General features: G+C 70.6%; 15 protein-coding genes. 8 read left to right on the top strand and 7 right to left on the bottom strand.

Going from position 1 to position 19,130, the window contains the following annotated elements:
* Positions 1 to 28 precede the first annotated feature (28 nt).
* Genes OG741_RS12470 through OG741_RS12485 form a run of 4 tightly spaced genes read left to right on the top strand, consistent with a single transcriptional unit; the run spans position 29 to position 10,177 of the window.
* Entirely contained in the window at positions 29 to 3,667 is a 3,639-nt protein-coding gene (locus OG741_RS12470) for an SDR family oxidoreductase (protein WP_405597022.1), read from the top strand.
* A complete protein-coding gene (locus tag OG741_RS12475; protein WP_405597025.1) occupies positions 3,664 to 6,408 on the top strand; it encodes a KR domain-containing protein in 2,745 nt (914 codons plus the stop codon). The genes OG741_RS12470 and OG741_RS12475 overlap by 4 nt, the downstream gene beginning before the upstream one ends.
* On the top strand, positions 6,405 to 7,787 hold the full coding sequence (locus OG741_RS12480) for a cytochrome P450 (protein WP_405597028.1): 1,383 nt from the start codon (positions 6,405 to 6,407) through the stop codon (positions 7,785 to 7,787). The genes OG741_RS12475 and OG741_RS12480 overlap by 4 nt, the downstream gene beginning before the upstream one ends.
* The gene (locus tag OG741_RS12485; RefSeq protein WP_405597030.1) at positions 7,784 to 10,177 is read left to right on the top strand and encodes an SDR family NAD(P)-dependent oxidoreductase; all 2,394 of its coding nucleotides are present in this window, start codon (positions 7,784 to 7,786) and stop codon (positions 10,175 to 10,177) included. Before OG741_RS12480 ends, OG741_RS12485 begins: the two co-directional genes overlap by 4 nt.
* 262 nt (positions 10,178 to 10,439) lie before the next feature.
* Here OG741_RS12485 and OG741_RS12490 read toward each other — a convergent pair whose 3' ends face one another.
* The 3 genes from OG741_RS12490 to OG741_RS12500 all read right to left on the bottom strand — a co-directional run bounded on the left by OG741_RS12490 (position 10,440) and on the right by OG741_RS12500 (position 11,531).
* Positions 10,440 to 10,655, bottom strand: coding sequence for a hypothetical protein (locus OG741_RS12490; protein WP_405597032.1), 216 nt, complete (start codon positions 10,653 to 10,655; stop codon positions 10,440 to 10,442).
* Positions 10,656 to 10,833: 178 nt separating this feature from the next.
* The gene (locus OG741_RS12495) at positions 10,834 to 11,109 is read right to left on the bottom strand and encodes a hypothetical protein (protein ID WP_405597034.1); all 276 of its coding nucleotides are present in this window, start codon (positions 11,107 to 11,109) and stop codon (positions 10,834 to 10,836) included.
* Positions 11,106 to 11,531, bottom strand: coding sequence for a hypothetical protein (locus tag OG741_RS12500; protein WP_405597037.1), 426 nt, complete (start codon positions 11,529 to 11,531; stop codon positions 11,106 to 11,108). Before OG741_RS12500 ends, OG741_RS12495 begins: the two co-directional genes overlap by 4 nt.
* A 102-nt stretch (positions 11,532 to 11,633) precedes the next feature.
* On the opposite strand from OG741_RS12500, the gene OG741_RS12505 reads away from it, so the two are divergent.
* Together OG741_RS12505 and cyaB are read left to right on the top strand one after the other, a co-directional pair.
* Positions 11,634 to 12,485: a helix-turn-helix domain-containing protein gene (locus OG741_RS12505; protein ID WP_405597040.1), complete on the top strand. Its 852-nt coding sequence runs from the start codon at positions 11,634 to 11,636 to the stop codon at positions 12,483 to 12,485.
* A 14-nt stretch (positions 12,486 to 12,499) separates the two neighbouring features.
* Positions 12,500 to 13,057, top strand: a complete 558-nt coding sequence (cyaB, locus tag OG741_RS12510; protein WP_405597043.1) for a class IV adenylate cyclase — start codon at positions 12,500 to 12,502, stop codon at positions 13,055 to 13,057.
* Between the two features lie 679 nt (positions 13,058 to 13,736).
* Here cyaB and OG741_RS12515 read toward each other — a convergent pair.
* Positions 13,737 to 14,033: a hypothetical protein gene (locus OG741_RS12515; RefSeq protein ID WP_266551577.1), complete on the bottom strand. Its 297-nt coding sequence runs from the start codon at positions 14,031 to 14,033 to the stop codon at positions 13,737 to 13,739.
* Positions 14,030 to 14,434, bottom strand: coding sequence for a hypothetical protein (locus OG741_RS12520; protein ID WP_405597045.1), 405 nt, complete (start codon positions 14,432 to 14,434; stop codon positions 14,030 to 14,032). Before OG741_RS12520 ends, OG741_RS12515 begins: the two co-directional genes overlap by 4 nt.
* 221 nt (positions 14,435 to 14,655) lie before the next feature.
* On the opposite strand from OG741_RS12520, the gene OG741_RS12525 reads away from it, so the two are divergent.
* Positions 14,656 to 15,162 carry a hypothetical protein gene (locus OG741_RS12525; RefSeq protein ID WP_405597047.1) on the top strand — a complete coding sequence of 169 codons (507 nt, stop codon included), beginning with the start codon at positions 14,656 to 14,658 and terminating at the stop codon, positions 15,160 to 15,162.
* A 28-nt stretch (positions 15,163 to 15,190) separates the two neighbouring features.
* On the opposite strand, the gene OG741_RS12530 is transcribed toward OG741_RS12525, so the two are convergent.
* Together OG741_RS12530 and OG741_RS12535 are read right to left on the bottom strand one after the other, a co-directional pair.
* The gene (locus OG741_RS12530) at positions 15,191 to 15,565 is read right to left on the bottom strand and encodes a hypothetical protein (RefSeq protein WP_405597049.1); all 375 of its coding nucleotides are present in this window, start codon (positions 15,563 to 15,565) and stop codon (positions 15,191 to 15,193) included.
* A gap of 211 nt (positions 15,566 to 15,776) precedes the next feature.
* Positions 15,777 to 16,379, bottom strand: coding sequence for a WHG domain-containing protein (locus OG741_RS12535; RefSeq protein WP_324979306.1), 603 nt, complete (start codon positions 16,377 to 16,379; stop codon positions 15,777 to 15,779).
* A 245-nt stretch (positions 16,380 to 16,624) separates the two neighbouring features.
* Between OG741_RS12535 and OG741_RS12540 the strand changes: the two genes are divergently transcribed.
* The gene (locus tag OG741_RS12540) at positions 16,625 to 18,823 is read left to right on the top strand and encodes an MMPL family transporter (RefSeq protein WP_266476863.1); all 2,199 of its coding nucleotides are present in this window, start codon (positions 16,625 to 16,627) and stop codon (positions 18,821 to 18,823) included.
* The last annotated feature ends 307 nt before the right edge of the window (positions 18,824 to 19,130 follow it).

Below are 19,130 nucleotides of genomic sequence, written 5' to 3' on the forward strand. Positions count from 1 at the left end.
CCCGCACCACCCCACGGCAGGTGGGGACTTGGAGTTCTCCGGACGGATCGCACTGGTCACCGGCGGCGCGGGAAGCGTCGGCCGGGTGATCGTCGAGCGGCTCGCCGAGCGCGGCGCCACGGTCCTGCTCAACTGCTTCCACTCGTACGACTCCGCCAAGGAACAGGCCCGCGGCCTGGTCGAACGCGGCCTGGACGTCCGGGTGGTGCGGGCTTCGGTGGCCCGCCCGGCCCAGGTCGAGCGGATGTTCGCGGAGATCGGCGAGGAGCACGGCCGCCTCGACATTCTGGTCAACAACGCGGCGGCGGGGTCGTTCGTCCCCTTCGACGAGATCACCGAGGAACTCCTCGACCGCACCTACGCCACGAACGTCAAGGGCCCCCTGTGGTGCGCCCGCTACGCCCGCCCCCTGCTCGCCGCGGCGCGGGGGCGCGGTGGCTCGGTGGTCAACGTCTCCTCGCTGGGCGCGGTCACCACACCCGCGAACTACCTGCCGGTCGGGGTGTCGAAGGCGGCCCTGGAGGCACTGACCCGCTATCTGGCGGCGGAGCTCGCCGAGGACCTGATCCGGGTGAACGCCGCGTCGTGCGGCCTGATCGACAACCCGGTCGGCCAGATGTTCCCGGACTTCGCGGGCGTGAGTGCGAACACGGTCGCGGCCACACCGCTGTCGCGCCTGGGCCGCCCGGAGGACCTGGCGGAGGTCGTACTGTTCCTGGCCTCGGAACGCTCGGGCTGGGTCACGGGCCAGACGGTCCTGGCGGACGGCGGCCTGACACTGCTCCGGTCGGCGATGTCGCCACCGCGGGAGGTGGCGGCTGCCGTATACGGGGTCGAGCCCCGGGCGGGGCTCGCGGCCGACACCCTGCCGGGCACCCCGGCCAACCTTGTGACCGAGCCGTCGCCGGGCGCGGCGGCACAACCCCCGGCCGACAACGCGGCCAAGGCCCGGCCGGACGTCGCGGCCGGGACCCGCCTGGGCCGCGAGGCCCAGACCCCGACCGGCGCGTCGGCGGGCGCAGGGGCACAGGCCCCGGCCGGTGCCCGGCCAGACACTGCGGCCGTCCTCGTGGGCGGGACCCGGCGCGGCGCCGCGGCGGAAGCCCGGGACGACGCCGCGGCCGAGCCTCGGATCGAGACCCGGGCCGACCTTGTGGCCCAGGCTCCGACCGAGCCCCTGCCGGGCGAAGTCACACAGCCCCAGGCCGGGTTCGTGGCCGAGGCTCGACCGGGCGTCGCGGCCGGGGCCCGTCTGGGCCGCGAGGCCGAGACCCCGGCCGGTGCCCGGCCGGGCGTCGCGGCCGACCTCCTGGGCGGGGCCCGGTACGACGCTGCGGCAGACAGTCCGGTCGGGACCCGGACCGGCCGTGCGGCCGGGCCCCCCGGCGAGGGGCCAATCAAGACCCGGGCCGACCTCGTGGGCCGCGCCTCTGGCGGGGCCTGGGCCGAGGCCGTGGCGGATGCTGTCGTCGAGACCGAGGCCGCGCCCGCCGATGTGCCCGAGGTCGAGTCGGGCGTGCCCGAAGACGACCCCATCGCCGTCGTCGGCATGGGCATGGCCGTCCCCGGTGCCTCGTCCCCCGAGGAGTTCTGGCGGCTCCTCATCGACGGGGCCGAGCTCTTCGTCGACGCTCCCGCCGACCGCTGGGACATCGCACGCTTCCACGCCACCGACCGCGGCGCCCCCGACAAGACGTACCAACGCCGCTCCGGCTTCATCACCGACTTCCGCCCGCACGAGAAGCTGCGCGCGGAGGGCCTGGCCGAGGCCGGTCTCGATCAGACCGCGCTCTGGCTGCGGCACAGCCTCCACCAGGCGCTCGACGGCGTACGGCGAAACGCGCGGGACCGGTTCTCCTTCTGTGTCGGCTACACCCCCGACGGCAGCCAGCACTTGGAGGAGGCCTTCGTCCTGCGCTCCTCGCTGGACACCCTCGCCGAGGACGGCGACGACGCCGTCGACGGACCGATCGGCGATGCACTGCGGCGCCGGTTCAGCCGCGGCGACGACCCGTCGGCCTCGTATCTGCCCCACCGCATCGGCCAGGACGCGATGGCGGGCATCCTGCCGCCCGCCACCCGGGTGCACATGGTGGACACCGCCTGCTCCTCCTCGCTCTACGCGATGGATCTCGGGGTGCGCGATCTGCTCTCCGGGCGCAGCGACATCGCCGTGTGCGGCGGCTCGTTCGCGCTGGCGCCCAGCGGCTCGATCCTGTTCGCCAAGCTCAACGGACTCTCCGCGGGCGGTGCCGTACGCGCCCTGGACGCCGGCGCGGACGGTGCGCTGTTCTCCGACGGTGCGGGGCTCGTCGTGCTCAAGCGGCTCTCGCGCGCCCGCGCCGACGGCGACCAGGTGCTCGGCATCGTCTCGGCGATCGGGCTGTCGGCCGACGGCCGCGGAAAGGCGATCTACGCTCCCGCCCGCGCCGGTCAGGAGCTCGCCATCGAGCGGGCCTTCGACCGCAGCGGGCTCGGCCCGGACGACGTGGACTGGATCGTCGCGCATGCCACCGGCACCCCGGCGGGCGACGAGGCGGAGTTCACGAGCCTCGCCCAGCGGTACGCCGGTGCCCGCAAGACCCTGGTGACCTCCAACAAGTCGCTGGTGGGGCACTGCGGTTGGGCCGCCGGCGTGGTCTCGGTCATCCACACCCTGCTCGCCCTGCGGCACGGCACGATCCCGGCGCAGTACCGCTTCGAGCGGCTGCCGGACGCCCTGGCCGACGAGGCGGACGGGCTCACGGTGCCGGAACAGCCGGTGCCCTGGCCCGCCAGTGCGGCGCGTCCCCGACGCGCCGCGGTCTCCGGCTTCGGGTTCGGCGGCACGAACGCCCACATGATCATCTCCGAGGACCACCGGGGAAGCCGGTCCGGCCATCCCGCCGCGCTGCCCGCCCCGGTCGGCGAGGACCTGGTGCTGGTCGGCTGGTCCTCGCACCAGCCCGGCGGCCCCGACGCGGACGCGGTCGCCGCATGGGCGGCCGGCAGAGGCGAGGACCCCGAGCCCTCGTTCGGGACGACCTATCCGGTGCCGCCGTTCCAGCAGTTGCGCATGCCGCCGCCCACCGCGCGCGCCACGGACCGTACGCAGCTGATGATGGTGCGCTGCATGCAGGAACTGGACGAAGCGGTACGCCAGTTGTGCCTGGACCACCACAAGACCACCGGTGTCGTGGTCGGGCACACCGGCGCCACCCGCAACGCCCTCCTCTACAAGACCCGTGCCTATCTCGACGAGATCGGCCATGCGGTGGCCGGTGCGGACGAGCGGGCCACGACGGCGAAGTTCCTCCAGCGGCTGGAGGAACGGGCCACCGGCCTGATCGCCGCGCCGACCGAGGACTCGTTCCCGGGCGAGATGCCCAATGTCATCGCAGCCAGGCTGTCGAACTACTTCGACCTCCGCGGCCTCAACATCACGGTCGACGCGGGCGAGGCCTCGCTCCTCGAGGCGTTCGACGTGGCGGGTTCCTACCTCGACTTCAGGGAGATCGATGTCGCCCTGGTGGCCGGGGTCAACGGAACGGCGCTGCCCGGCTGGAACGACACGGCGGGACGGAACGCCACGGAAGGCGCCTTCCTGTTCGTCGTGACCCGCAGGTCGCTCGCCGAAGAGGCCGGTCTGCCCGTGCTGGCCGTCATGGAAAGGAGCGTGGGAGTGTGAGTGCCCCGCGTCAGGGTTCCACCACCCTGCTGGGCGCCGAGGGCGCCCGTGAACTGATCGCGTTCCTCACGGCCCCCGCGCCGTCGCGGACCGCGGTGATCGAACGCGCCGTACAGGAAGGCGGCCCGGTCCACCGGCTGCGGCTGCGCCACCCGGAAGCTGCTCCGGCCGACGGGGCTCAGGAACCCGAGGCAAGGGAAACCCAGGCAACGGAACCCGAGGCGAAGGAACCCGCCGCCCCGGCCCGCCCCGCCGAGCCGCACCTCCTCGACCGGCATGTCCTGCGGCTTGCGCCCGCGCCCCGTCCGGCCCGCGACGAGGGGCCGCCGCCGCTCTTCCCGCCCGGCACCGCCGTCCTGACCAACCTCAACACCTCGCAACTGCCCGGCGACAGCACGGTTCTCCAGGCCGACGACACGATCGAGGCCGACGTCCTTCGTGCCCGCCCGCGCCATGTGCGCGTGCTGGTCGACCTGTCCTCGCAGGACAAGGACACCGGCCCCTCGGAGCGGCTGCTGCGCCTGCACGACGCCCTCTTCCGTACCGCCAAGGCCTGCACCGAACTCCCCGAGCGGCCCGAGTCGTTCGTCGTGCTCGTCCTCGGCGGCATCGACGCCGCGCGGGTGCCGCACCCGTGCAGCGGCCTGTTCACCGGCTTCGCGAAGAGCCTCGCGCTCGAATGGCCGGACTCGTCCGTCGTCGCCGTCGTCCACGAGGCCACCGGCCTCGCGCCCGCCGAGGCGGACACCGCGGCCGAGGCCGTCGCCGAACAGCTGCTGCCCGTCGTCTGCTTCGCGGGCGGCACCCGGCTGCTGTGGCAGGCGGCGCCCGAGCCGGGCGAGAGCAGGCTCCAGCGGTCCAGCACCGCGGAGTACACGGTCGTCGCGGCCGGCGGCGGACGCGGCATCGGCGCCGAGCTCCTCCTCGCGCTGGCCCGCCGCGAACGTCCCCGCCTCCATGTCATCGGCTCCACACGCCTCGACACGGTGACCGACGCGGACGTCCTGCTGACCCGGAAGGACTTCATCCGCACCCGTACGACCGCGACCGGCGCCGGCCGGCTCACCGTGCGGGAGGCGAACGCCGCCTTCGACCGGCTGTCCGCCGCCTGCGAGGTCAAGGCCAATCTGACGGCCCTGGAGGAGATCTGCGGTCCGGGCAGGGTCACGTACCACGCCTGCGACCTGCGGGATCGTGCCGCCGTTGACGCGGTCGTGGGACAGATCACCGACGCGCGGGGCGGCGGCCGCGTCGACCTGCTGCTCAATATCGCCGGGACCAACCGCGCCGCCTCGGTGGACCAGAAGAGCCTCGGCGACTTCCGTACGGTCCGCGACCTCAAGGTGCGGACGTACGCCAATCTCAAGGCGGCCTTCGGCAGCGGGCAGCCGCGCCGCTGGTGCAACTTCGGATCCTTCGTCGGCTTCACCGGACAGACCGGCGAGACCGACTACGGAGCGGCGAACGACTACTTCAACACCGCGGCCCTGTACAGCAGTTCACGCGGTGTGCGGGAGTTCACGATCGGCTGGACACTGTGGCGGGACGTCGGCCTCGGCGCCACACCGATCATGCGGACGTTCCTCGCGAAGAGCGCGCAGTTCACCGCGATGCCTACGGCCGAGGGGATCGACCACTTCCTGCACGAGCTGGACCAGGCCGCGCACACGCCGGTCACCGTCCTGTTCGGAGACCCGGAACGAGCCGCGATCGAGGCGGCCGTCCCCGGCTATCTGGACTTCTGCCGTACAGCACCGACGCCTCCCGCACCGATCGCTCCCGCACCCGCCCTGCCGGACTTCTTCGTCGACGACATCGTCGACCGCGGCCCCGACCGGCTCACCGTCGTCCGTACCTTCAACCAGGACCGGGACGCGTACCTCCACGAGCACGTGGTCAACGGTTTCCCGACGCTGCCCGGCACCTTCGTGCCCGAACTCGCCGCGCAGGCCGCCATGCACCTCGTCCCCGGCCGGGTCCCGGTCGTCTTCGAGGACATCCGGCTCGACTCCTTCCTGCGCGTCTACAAGCCGGGCCGCGACGAGACCAAACGCATCAAGGCCCACCTCGTCAGCCATGGGCCGCAGGAGTCGGTCGTCGACATCGAGGTGACCGGTGACGTGCTGGCCCCGAACGGGCGGCTGCTCGTGAAGGACCGCCGCCACTTCTCCGCCCGCGTACGGCTGCGCGACGAGCACGTCGCGCCGCCGCGCTGGGACCACTGGGACGACCAGGGTGCCGAGCGCATGGCGGACCCGTACCACGTGCCCAATCCGGCGGTGCTGCTCAGCGGTGTCTTCGTCTCCACGGCCGACACCCGAACACATCCCAACGGCCGACGCGCCCGCTACGTACCCGACCGGCCCGGCATCGAGCGCTGGTTCTCCTCCCTCGTCGTCCCGTCGGTCCTCCTGGACGGCCTGGCCCGTGTCTCGGTCCTGGACCGCAGCGAGGGCGACTGGACCCCGCTGGCCGTGCCGCGCACGATCCGCCGTATCGATCTGTACGGCGGTCACACCGACGCCTCGCTCGCCGCGGCGGGCACCGGGGTCGAGCTCTACTCCCTGCCCTCCCGTCTCGATCTCGAGAGCGAGGAGGACAACCGGGCCCTCGCGGTCACCACGGCCGGGGACGTCGTACTGCAGATCAAGGACATGACCGGCGTCGTACTCGGCCATGTGAACCAGTCCACCGGCGAGTACCGCGAGCGCCGGCGCCCCGCCGAGGAGGCAGCAGCATGACCGAGGAAAACGTGACCAAGGGCGTCTGCCCGGTGACCGGTGCCGGGCCCAGGCAGGTCGAGGGGCCGACAGGCTTCCCGATGTCCTCGCCGATCATCTCCACGGTGCGGTACGCCGCGGATCCGCCGGGCTTCTCGCTGCGGGCCCAGAAGGACCACGGCACCGTCGTCAAGATCCCGATCCTGCCCCACAATCCGACGGTCCAGCTCTCCTCGCCCGAGGCGATCCGGCGGGTCCTGCAGGGCAATGCCGACAACTACTCGCGCGGCGCCTACTACGAGGCGTTCGAGCTGTTCATGGGGCGGGGTCTGCTCACCCTGGACGACGGCGACTGGCGCGGCCACCGCAAGGTCGTCAACCCGGCCTTCACACCGAACGCGATCGCCGCGCGCGCGGCCGAGTCCGACGCGGCCGTCGCCGACCTGCTCGACCGCTGGGCCGAACACACCAGGGCGGGCCGCTCGTTCGACCTGTTCACCGAGTCGATGAGACTGACCTGCCGAGTGATGGGACATGCCCTGGTCGGCAAGGATCTGTCCCAGGACGGCGGCGAGTTCGCCGAGGCGGTGTCCGTCGCGCTGGAGGCGATCTTCAAGAACGTCGGTTCGGTGGACAAGGCGATCCCCTCGTTCATCCCGACCCCGTACCGCCGCAAGGTGGCCAGGGCACGGCGCACGCTGGAGCGCGTCATCGCCGAAGCCGCCACGAACGTCGACCTCGGTGTGGGCGGCGAAGTGGCCACCCTCATCCGGGAGTCGGACCTGCCCGAGGACGCCCTGTGGGCCGACCTCGTGACCCTCTTCCTCGCCGGTGTCGAGACCACGGCGCTGTCCCTGTCCTGGACGCTGTACGAAGTCGCCCGCGACCCGGTGGCGCGTGACCGTCTGGAGGAGGAGACGGACCGCGTGCTGAGCGGCCGGATGCCCACGACGAAGGATCTGGCCGAACTCCCGTACGCCGGCATGGTCGTGGACGAAGGACTGCGGATGCACCCGCCGGTCTGGCAGTTCACGCGCGAGGCGATCGAGGACGACGTACTGGCCGACCACCACATTCCGGCGGGCACACCCCTGCTGGTGTCCGTGTACGGGGCCCACTACAACCCCGAGCAGTGGGAGGACCCCGAGCGGTTCGACCCGGAGAGGTTCCGGCCGGGCAGCGCGCCCAGCCAGGACCGTTCGGCCTATCTGCCCTTCGGCGGCGGGCGCCGCCAGTGCATCGGCAAGAAGATGGGGCTCGCGCTGCTCCAGCAGGCGGTCGCCGCGGCATCCGGCCGCTTCCGGCTCACGCTCGCGCGCGAGGACGCCCGCTCCGGCGCGTTCATCACGCTGTTCCCCAAGGGCGGCATCCATGTCACGGCCGAGGAGCGGCACCGATGACGACCACTGATCTGCCGGCCGCCGACGGGTGGCCGGCGATCCGCCCGCACCTGTCCTCCTTCGACCCGGACGCCTTCGTCCGGCCGGTCGACCGGTTCGTCTGGGAGCCCGTCCACGTCCCGCACACCGGGCCGCGGGAGGCCCGCCCGCTCGCCGGCCGCAGGCTGCTGCTCGTCGGCGAGTCGGCGGACCTGGTCGGCGCCGTCGCCGGGGAGCTGGGCGAGCGCGGCGCGCTGGTCGTACGCTCCGATCCCGATACGCCGCTGAGCGCGGGCGGATGGGACGGCATCGTCGACCTCAACGTCATGGGCGAGAGATACGAACTGGGCGACACCACCTGGCGCTCGGCGCTCACCCGCACCACCGAAGCGGTCCGCGCCGCCTATCAGCAGTGGGCCGCCGAGCCGCGCTTCGGCCGCCATGTCTATCTCGCCGTGACCCATCTCGGCGGGCACGCGGGCCACGGCGAGGGACAGGTGCCGCAGCCGCTGGGCGGCATCTGGGCCGGTCTCGCCAAGTGTCTGCCGCGCGAACTGCCCGCCGCCGGGATCGTCGTCGTGGACCTGGACCGTGCGGAGCCCGCGGCGATCGCCGACGCGGTGGAGCGTGAGTACGTACGCCCCGGCCACTTCGAGGTCGGCTACCGGGACGGCCGCCGCCATGTGCTGGTGGGCCGTCCCGCACCTCTCGGACCGCCCGGCTCGCGGCCGCCGGGCCCCGACGACACCGTCCTGATCACCGGCGGCGCGCGCGGGGTCGGCTTCGCGGCGGCCCGCGCGTTCGCCGAGTCGTTCGGCTGCCGCGTCGTCGTCACGGGCCGGGGAATGCGTCCAGCGGCGAGCGAGGTGAGCTCCCTGGACGACGAGGAGTTCGCGGCCTGGCGCCGCAGGCGGCTCTCCAGTGCCCGTACCCCGCAGGACCTCGCCGCGGCCCGGGGCGAGATCCGCCGCGCGGACGAGGACCGCACCGTCCACCGCAACCTCGCAGGGGCCGCGGCGGACGGGCTGCGCATCGACTATCTGCGCTGCGACTGCACCGACATGGAGCAGGTCGAGCGGGCCTTCGCCGCACTCGGTGACGGCCCGCAGTTCGTCGTCCACAACGCCGGGATCGACGATCCGGCCCGTTTCGACCGCAAATCCGCGGACGGTGTGGTGCGTACGGTCGACGTCAAGGTCACCGGCTTCGCGAACCTGGTCGCCGCGATCCTGGCCCGGCCCGAACGCCGCGATGCGCTGCGCCTGTTGAGCAATGTCGGATCGCTCGCCGGCCGCATGGGCGGGATGGTCGGCCAGATCGACTACGCGGCGGGCAACGAGGCCCTGGCCCGGCTCGGCTTCTGGGCGCGCGACAACCTCGGCCTGCCGGTGCAGACCCTGTGCTGGCCGACCTGGGAACGGCTCGGCGTGATCGCGAACTACTCGGCCGCCGTCCGCTACGTCTCCACGCTCGACCCGGTGGAGGGCGCACGCCGCTGGACCGAGGAACTCGCCTCCGGTCACACCGACGAGGCCGTGTTCCTGGGCAGGATCGGCGCGGTGCTCGCCCCCGGCCAGCTCCGCGGCTTCGGAATGCTCACCGGCCACCCCGATCTGCCCCGGCTCCACGCGCTGGACCATCATCTCGGTGAGGTCGAGGAGTACGAGATCTTCCGGTCGCTGCGGACGACCCTGCGCCTGAACGCCGGGCAGCATCCCTGCCTGTCGGACGTACGCGTCGGCGCTGCCCCCGCCGTCCCCGTCAGCGTCTTGCTGGAGCACGCGGTGGCCGCGGGCGACTGGGTGGTGCCGGAGGGCTGGCCCCTGCTGCATCTGCGCGAGCTCCGCGAGCTGAAGGTCCGGCTCGACGGGCTGCGGTTCGGCTGCGGCAGTCTCGATCTGCACCGCGAGGCGCGCGGCGGTTATGCCGAGGGCGAGTGGTGCGTCGATGTGACCATTCGCGACCGGGAAGGCACCGACATCGCATCGGTGACGCTCGTCTACGGTGCCGAGCCCGCCGGGCGGACCGCGGTGCCGGACGAGGAGGACGGCGGCAACTGGCCGACCGCGCAAGCGGGTTGGCTGAGCTGGGCCGGTGTGGTCTTCCCGGAGGGGGAGGCAGGCCGGGGGCGTCGGCTCGTCGTCCCGCCCGTACTGCCCGCCGATCTGTGGACGGTCCCCTTCCCGCCCGACCCGACCGTCGCGCCTGCGGCCGTCGAGGCGATCGTCCGCGAGACGGACCGCCGCACGGCACGGGCCACGGCCGGGACCCTGACGATCCGCCGGCTGGTACTCAGCCCGGGCGCGCAGCACGTCGAGCGCCTGTACGCCACGGACGGTCTGCGGCGATGGACGGGGACGCGGGAGGGAGTTGGCGTGCTTCTTGCCGAGGGGGTCGGCCTGACGGTGTGAGCCCGGCCCGGGGCGGCGCAACGTACGCGGACCTGCGCGGCCCATGGCTGGCTAAAGCAGCCTTCTTACCCAGGAGAGAGTCCAAGTACACGGCAGTCACCCATGCGCGGGCGGGTAGACCGCACCGATGGCCCCCAAGGCGCGTACACGCGTACACGTCTCGGGGGCCCGACGTGCCCCGGCTTGCCCATGACGGGGGACGAGTGGCAGACCGGGGCCGGCACCCGCTGGCGGCCAACCCCAGTCAGCCGCCTCCGGGGATCTAGCAGGAGCGTTGCCACACGGGCTCAAGCGCCCTTATGGCGTCGCGCCGTTCGCGAACCTCGGTGAAGAACTTGTCCGGGTCGCGCTCGAAGAAGTCGACCAGCTCGCGGTGCAGCTGGTGCGCCTCCGTCGAGATCTCGTATCCGCATCCGCCGCACCGACACCACTCCGAGCCGACCGGGGCGAGCTGTGCAGCGCACAGTGGACAACTCACGTTTCCTCTATCCGGGCTGGCTGGCGCCACAGGCGTAGCAGATCCACCAGCCCCCTGGGCCCTGAGTCATTCCGGCTCCGCATTTGGGACACTGCATTGTGCCTCCCTCTGTGATGGATGGGTGGTAAACCCGTCCCGGCCGGGATTCCTGGCGAGGTGCTCCGGTCGGGACGGGGGCTCAGCGCGTGCTGTCCTGCTGCTCACGGTGCAGCGGGTTACCGGGGGCGGGCACGGTGCGGAAGAAGGCCGTCGTCGTCGCCCGGAACGAGCGGTGATCGGTCTTCCGGCCCGTGTGCGTCAGCGCCCACAGCTCCGGGTCGGACTTGTCCTCGCTGGCCTGCGAACCTTCGTCGCACGTCGTGCATGTCAGCTCGAAGATCGGGCCAGACGCGCCGGGGCTGCGGTCGATGCCGAGGATCCAGTCGGCGAACTTGATGACGCTGCGCACGCTCACGATGCCCGCTCCCCTGCGATCTCACGAGGTCCGAGGGCGGCCGACACGGCTGCCTCCAGCGCGACCCGTAGCTGCGAGGCGTCCGTCAGGCAGCGGCCCCGGGTTGGCGGCACCCGCCACTGGGGGCCGGCAGTGCGTTGAGGGCCGGGCACGGCAACGTGCGCCGTCTCGCCAAGGACTTGCACCTGTGCGGCCGGGTGGAACTCCCACGCCACTGCATGCCCTGTCGGCACCAGCCAGTAGAAGAGGCTGCCGCCGGGGTCCTCGATGACTGCTCCGGTGTCGTCTCCGAGCCGCCCCAGGACAGAGAGTCCGATGGCGCGCGGCACGCGGACGGCATCCCACCATTCGCCGGCAGGGCGCATCGAGACGACACGTCCGGGTGGGACCCAGTCCAGTCTGTGCGCGGTTCGCTTCGTCATGCCCTCAGGATCTTGTGACGTAGCGTGTCGACTCGATACCCGAGCGGTAATCTCACCGTGGGATGACTTCCCATACCAGTTGTGGATACCGGGGGTTGCGGCATGGCGACGTCACTCGCGCCGATCGAGCTACCCGATTGGGCATGGGAGCGTGCCGAGGTCAGACAAGCGCTCCGAGGCAGGGACATCGGCGCGGTGTTCCGGTACGCGCAGCAGTACGCAGGCGTCAGCCAGTCGAAGATTGCCACCGCGATTGGCATGACGCAGGCCCGCGTCAACGAGATCATCAACGGCCGCCGTGAGGTGTCGCGCCTTGATGTGTACGAGCGGATCGCCGACGGCCTCAGAATGCCCGACGATGCCCGGCATCTCCTCGGCCTTGCAGCAAGCAGAGAGAAGCGAAGCGGCGGCGCAGCCTTCGACCTTGCGGCATTCCCCGAGGTAGTCCGCGTGTACGCCTCACAGGGATCGGCAGGCGAGGAGATCCAGCAACAGGCCCGCGATGCCCAGGAGCTCGACGTGCTCGCTGTGCGTGGCCTGGGACTGATCGGGTTGAATGACTCGCTCCTGCGGGCGTGCCTGCCCCGCGAGCAGGGCGGCCGGGGCCTGCGCGTCCGCGTACTGCTCCTCGACCCGGAGTCGGCGGCACTCACCCAACGTGCCGCGGAAATTGGGGAGTCGGCTGAGTCCCTCGCCAGCGGCGTGCAGCTCGCAGAGGCGCGGCTGCGCGAGCTCGCGGATACCTGCGACGTTCAGGTCTACCGGTACGGCATGCTGCCGACCTGGCGTGTCATCCGCACGGACAGCACGATGTTCGTGGGCGCCTTCGATGCCGGGTGGGAAGGGCACGAGTCGGCGACGTACAAGGTGATGGAGACGCCTCACGGGCCTCTGTACCGCGGGTTTCGGCGGATGTTCGAGGCCGTGATCGACGGGGCTGAGCGGACAGTGTGAGAGGGGAACGGCTGGTGATCGAGGCGGAGCTGAAAGCGCGCGTCAAGGCACCCGAGACGGTGCTCAGGCTCTTGGAGGAGCGAGCGACGGGGCGGGCCGAGGTGTACCGCGATACGTACTACGACGATGCGGGCGGCGGCCTCGCGGTGAAGGATCAGGAGCTGCGGGTGCGCACGGTGCACGGGCTCGACGACACGCGCACGGTCCTGACGTTCAAGGAGGCAACCGTCGACGAGGCGTCTGGCTCGAAGCCCGAGCATGAGACGCGAGTGGCGGACGCTGCCGCGGTCCACGCCATGCTGAAGGGGCTGGGGTACGTGCCGGTGATCGCCTTCGAGAAGCGGTGCCGGAACTACGAGTTCGAGGCGCGGGGGCGGCGGATGCTTGCCACACTCGTACGCGTCCCGGAGATCGACGGCACGTTCCTGGAGCTTGAGACCCTCGTCGACGATGACGAGGTGAGCCCGGCACTGGACGATGTCCGGGCAGTCCTCGCCGAGTTGGGGATCGACGCTGAGGATCTAACGCGAGAGCAGTACACCGACGCAGTGGTGGCCACACGCTCCGCCTGACATCAGCGGCACGTGACAGCTCAAGGGGGTGCCGGCCTCTGCATCTGTCACGTGGTGATGCTGGGTGGGTCCTCCGCTGACTGTTCGTGCACCAGCAGCGGCCTGATCTCGGTCATCCCGACGAAGCACATGCCGCCGGAGATCACACCCCGAGCGATCAACTGGGCGGATACTGCGTCCCCTCCTACGTCGACGCCCAACGCGCAGCTTGTCACTTGCGTCTGTGTGGACCGGCCGACGCCGTGGCTACCCACCCGAAGGCCCGGGGCACCTGGCCCCCTGTCTATCAGCGTGAGCGCGGGCTGCACCTGGCCAGGTTGGCGAATGCTCACGCCGCCGACCGGACCTTTAGAACTCCCGCCTGGCCCGCGACGCCTGGCACGCACACTCGCTGCGTTGTCGGATTCATCCAAGTACGTCCAGTACGAGGATGATCTCCCCCAGACTTCGTCCGGGGGTGCCCCCACCGCCTTGCGATTGCACGCACCGGACGCCGCGAGCCCCGCCCTACGGGCGGACGGCGCCAGTTCTAAAACACGGCCCAGCCGTTCCGATGGTGAGGCTCCGGACGGGGGTCCGAGTGACGCATGAGCAGCGCGGTGACACCATCGCGTCGATCGGCCGCCGGGACTGATCGGAAGCGGGCCCTCGGCGGGCTGTCCCTGCCCCGCGTCTCCCGCTACTGGAACAGCTCGACAGGCGTGCGCCGGCCGGCCCGGAACTCGATCAGGGCGGCACTGATGTCGAGCGCCGAGCCGAAGAAGAGCACCGACCGGTCGGCCGCCACGAGGATCGTCCCACCGCCCCGCACGCGGTGCACGACAGCGACAGCACCGTCCTCGGGCAGCAGCACGTGACCGATCTCGGCGTCCGCAGCGATGCGGCGGTACAGCGCCTCGCCGAACTCGATGAGGCGCCACTGATCCGGGGTGGGCGCCACGGCGTCCGCGGCCTTCCCCGCGCTCTCCTCCCTCATCCCGCTGCCCCGTCACCGTCGTGGACCGCCGCGAGCTCCGCGATCAGGTCCGCCTCGCTCATCCCGGGCAGGGCGTACCCCTCGGCCTCGTCCCACGGGACGTCGAGGTCGTCCATGTGCACGCGCCACTCGGCATCCGGCATGGCCCGGCGCAACTCCGTCACGGAATCCAGCACATGGGCGATCACCGGCATCAGACGACCGGGATCGAGCGGCATCTTGGTGGACCCGGCGACGATCTCCTCCGGCCCGGCCGCACGCCGGTCGTACACGTACAGGCTTTCCCCGTCGTCGTACGGAAACGACGTGATGTGCGCGGCGACGACGCGCGCGACGGAGGCCGACTCGGCCCCGGTCAGCGGTGTCGTGCGGTGCGCGCTGTAGTAGAGAGAGACGCTCATGGCGGAAGCGTATGACGGGGCGGCGTGACAGCGCGGGCCGAGTGCCGGGCCGGCCCCCGCCCGGGACCGAGGCCGACCGAGCTCGGAACAGCCCTTCCCTGCCCGTGACCACGGCGTCGGCGTGGCGCGTTCAAGACGGGCCGCCGCCGCACGCGCCAAGACTCGGAACACCAGGCCCCTGCTGGAACACCCCCTCCGAGCGCTCTGACACCATCGTGGGTATGGAGCACTACCGGTACCCGCCGGTCGAGGCGGACCGCATCGACCCGTTCGACAGCGAGCAGGCCGGGCCGCAGTACGTGATCTTCGGCGGCCCTCGATCCACCTATGCGTTCGCCGACCCGGCGAAGAGGTACGACGGGCATCTGGCGGAATGGATCCCGATGGGCTACATGATCCTTCGGCATGCGCAGAAGGTGGCTGTCTTCAGTCACGGTGAGGTGGAGCGCGAATGGCCGGGGCTCCACCGCGCCCCGCGCGTCGATCCGCCGGAAACGCCGGCGCGCACGGCGTCGCCCCACGCCGCAACGCTTCGCGAGCTGGCGTCGTCGCACGCCACGTGGCTGCGCAGCGTATGCGGATATCTGGTCAACACCCCCTCTGGTCCGGCGACGAGCTCTGAGGATGCCTACGATCGCGCTGCCGCGTTCGAGCTGGCGGCCGAGGCCTCCCGGAACGAGGGACGGGCGGCACTCTGGTTCGTCCACACGGCCGAGAACTGGCACTGACCCGGCCGGCGGGGACGGCGACCGGTGATCAGGACGGTGGGGTTGCCGGGTGAGCAGGGGTGTCGACGCCGGCGGCTGCGAACGGCTCGATCAGCACGCGGTAGTGCGCCTCGGCACACTTTGCGCGTGTGTGGATCGCCCTTGCCGCGATGCAGCACACAGCTTTGGCGTCCGAGTGCAGCCCGGTGCGGAACGCATCGAGCTGATCCGCGCGCGGAAGCAGCGTCGAACGGACCGCGTGGTCGATCTCGGAGAACTCCGATGCGGACAGCCGGAGCGCGCGGCTCGCCTCACGGCCGCCGCTGCGGTGCAGTCGCAGTGCGTGATCGAACACTGCGACGAGCGTGTCGGGCGGCAGCTTCCCGACAGCCTCGATGAACTGCGCGGTAGCGGAATCCAGCACGAACGTCTCCTCAAGCGGGCCGAGGAAGCAGCGCATCCGCGGGGTTGGACGACAGGGGCGCCACTACTCCCGCGCTTCCGGCCGCGAAGTCCACGGCTGGTACTCCAGCCGGACTTTGATGTCCTGCCTGGTCTGCCGCCGGATGGTGGGGAGTGTACTGGGGTGGTGCCGAGTGCGGGGCGGGAGTCGCCCGGCCCGTCCGCGAACGGTCTCACTCGGGGTCCGGCCGCCACCCGGAGACGACCGCGCGCAGCGTGGCCTCGTAGCAGTCGCCGATGTCGAGACCGGGCGGCTCGTTCCCGGACAGCTCCAGCGATACCAGCCCGTGCGCCGACCCCCAGCAGGACAGCGCGATGACCTCCGGCGGGGCGTCGGCCTTGAACCGGCCGGCCTTCTGTCCGCGGACCACCGCGTCCACGAGCGGCTGGATGGTGTCTCCGACCTCGCTCTTGCGCTCGTCCGTCGGCTCGTACTCGACGGTGCGGTCGGCGAACAGGATCGCGTACAAGTGTGGATTTGCGAGTGCGTACTCGCGATAGGCGACGCCGAGCCGGATCACATCGTTTGCGGGATCGTCGCTCGAATCGACCGTGGCCAGACGCGCGACAAAGAGCCGGGCCGCCTCCCGGTACAGACTGTCGAGCAGACCCGCCTTGTTTCCGAACAGCGAATAGACCGCCGTGGTCGAGGTCTTCACATCGGCTGCGAGCCGCCGCAGGCTCAGCGCCGCGGTGCCCCGGTCGAAGACCGTGGCGGCGGCGCGGTTGATCAGCCTGAGTCGGAGTGCTTCGTCGTAAGTCTTGAGCCTGGCCATACGTTAAATGTACCGCAACAGTGTTTTACAAGCTGGGTCGCTCCGCGTAGACACTTCCGGGCCACTCTCGTCACCGAAAAATCGGTCGGACATTTGCGCAGGTCAGAGCACGCTTACTCGTGCTCACCTCTCGACCGTGACGCCCGTCTCCGCCCTGAAGGTGATTGATAACGGTGTTACTGTTGCCGTACCGTCGAGGTCAGGCAAGGCAACCTGCGCTCGCTGACGATCTAGGGAGAGACGTGATGTTCGAGGGGTTGGGGCGGTTCATTCACCGGGGGCGCAAGCCTCTGCTGATCTTCACGCTGTTGTTCGCCGTACTGTCCGGGGTCTATGGCGTCGGCGTCTTCGGCGACATGAAACCGGGCGGCTTCGAAGACCCGAAGTCGGAGAGCCGCCACGCGGCCCTCCTCGCCGAGAAGGCATTTCCTCAGCGGGCACCCGACGCGGTCGTGGTCTACCGCAACGACGACCTGACCGTGGACGATCCGGCGTTCCAGAAGGCGGTCACCGACAAGGTGAACTCGCTGCCGCGCTCGGTGGTCACCGGGTCGGCCCACTTCTGGATGACCAAGATGCCGGAGCAGGTGAGCCGGGACCGGCACGCGACCTATGTCGCGATGAACCTGCACGGCAGCGACGACAACATCAAGGAAGAGTCCTACAAGGCGGTCAAGGACAAGCTGGATCTGCAGGGCTTCAAGACCCTGCGCGGCGGCCCGGTCCCGACGGGCCATCAGGCCGGTGAAGAGATCGGCGAGGACCTCGGAGCGGCCGAGGGCTTCTCCTTCCCCGTGCTCTTCCTGCTCCTGGTGATCGTGTTCGGCGGACTCGCCGCGGCCAGCCTTCCGCTCCTCGTCGGCGGTCTGTCCATCCTGGGCTCGATGGCGGTCCTGCGGGTCATCGCGCAGTTCACCGATGTCTCGGTGTTCGCGATGAGCCTTGTAACCGTCCTCGGTCTCGCGGTCGCCATCGACTACGGCCTGCTGATCGTGAGCCGCTACCGGGAGGAACTGGACCGCGGGCGCACCGGAGCCGACGCAATCTCGCGCACAGTCGCCACCGCCGGACGCACGGTGGTGGTCTCCGGAATCACCGTCGCGGTGGCGCTGTTCGGAATGACCTTCTTCCCCTTCGCCTTCCTGAAGTCCATGGCGTACGGCGGTGTGGCGGCGGTCGTCCTGTCAGTCTTCTTCTCGATCATCGCTCTGCCGGCGGCTCTGGCGGTCATGGGCCCGAAGGTCAACGCCCTGTCGCTGCGCCGCAAGAAGCGTGCGGCACAGGCACCGGCGGCTCGGACCGAGGCCGAGGGCGAAGGCGCCTGGTACCGGCTGGCCCACGTTCTGATGCGGCGTCCGGTGGCCATTACCGTGGTCACGCTGGGCGTGCTGATCGCCCTCGCGTCGCCGTTCCTGCGGATCGACTTCGGCGCCAACGACGCCCGGCAGCTGCCCAACAGCGCGGAGGGCCGCCAGGTTCACAACATGCTGGAGAAGGACTTCGACGGCGACGGCGTGAAGTCCATCGACTCGCTGCTGACCCTGGCGGGCGAGGCCACCTCCAAGGAGCAGGGCGCCGCGCTCCAGGCGTACGCCGACAAGCTCGGCAAGGTGCCCGGCGCGAAGGGTGCGCAGATCACCGGAGCCGAGGGCACGACCGCGCGGGTCTCGGTGAAGTTCGACGGGGTCGCCGTCTCCAGCCCGGCCCGGGACCTGGTGAACGATCTGCGCGAGGTGGCACCGCCGCCCGGCGCCAAGGCGTACTTCGGCGGTGAGACCGCGGTGTTCGACGACACCCTGGACGCGCTCGCCGACACGCTGCCGATGATGCTGCTCTACATTGCCGTCGCGACGTACATCCTGCTGTTCCTCGCCTTCGGTTCGGTGCTGCTGCCGCTCAAGGCGATCGCGATGAACCTGCTGTCGCTCTCGGCGACCTTCGGCATCCTGGTGTGGATCTTCCAGGACGGGCACCTCTCCGATGTGATCGGCTTCGATCCCACGGGCAACATCGAGCCCAATATGCCGATCATGCTGTTCGCGCTGATCTTCGGACTCTCCATGGACTACGAGGTGTTCCTGGTGTCCAGGATCCGGGAGCAGTACGACCTGCTGGGCGAGCCCACCGCCGCGGTGGCCACGGGACTGCAGAGCATCGGCAAGCTGATCGTCAGTGCCGCGCTGCTGATGTGCGTGCCGCTCGCGGCCATGGCGACCAGCGGTGTGCTGACCATGACGCTGTTCGGTGTGGGCATGGTCATCGCGATCCTGCTGGATGTGTTCGTGGTGCGGATCCTGCTGGTGCCGACCGTCATGAAGCTGATGGGCCGCGCCAGTTGGTGGGCTCCGGGCCCCCTGCAGAAGCTGTACTCCAAGTACGGCATCAAGGAGGGCGACGGGGTCGAGGCCCCGGAGTCCACCGAGCGTGTGCCCGTCCCGAGCTGACAGGCCTAGGCCGTGTTTTAGAACTAGCGCCGTCCGCCCGTAGGGCGGGGCTCGCGGCGTCTGGTGCGTGCAATCGCAAGGCGGAGGATCATCCTCGTACTGGACGTACTTGGATGACTCCGACAACGCAGCGAGTGTGCGTGCCAGGCGTCGCGGGCCAGGCGGGAGTTCTAAAACACGGCCTAGCTCCCGGGTCGAAGTGCCGTGCTTCTCACGGCACTTCGACCCGGGCTCGGCCATCGGCCGTTCCCGCCGGTCATCGGTGATGTCCGGCTCTACGTAACACCCCTCAACGCTTGACGCACCA

The organism is Streptomyces sp. NBC_01410, from assembly GCF_045040195.1.
In the GTDB taxonomy this organism is placed as follows: Bacteria; Actinomycetota; Actinomycetes; order Streptomycetales; family Streptomycetaceae; genus Streptomyces.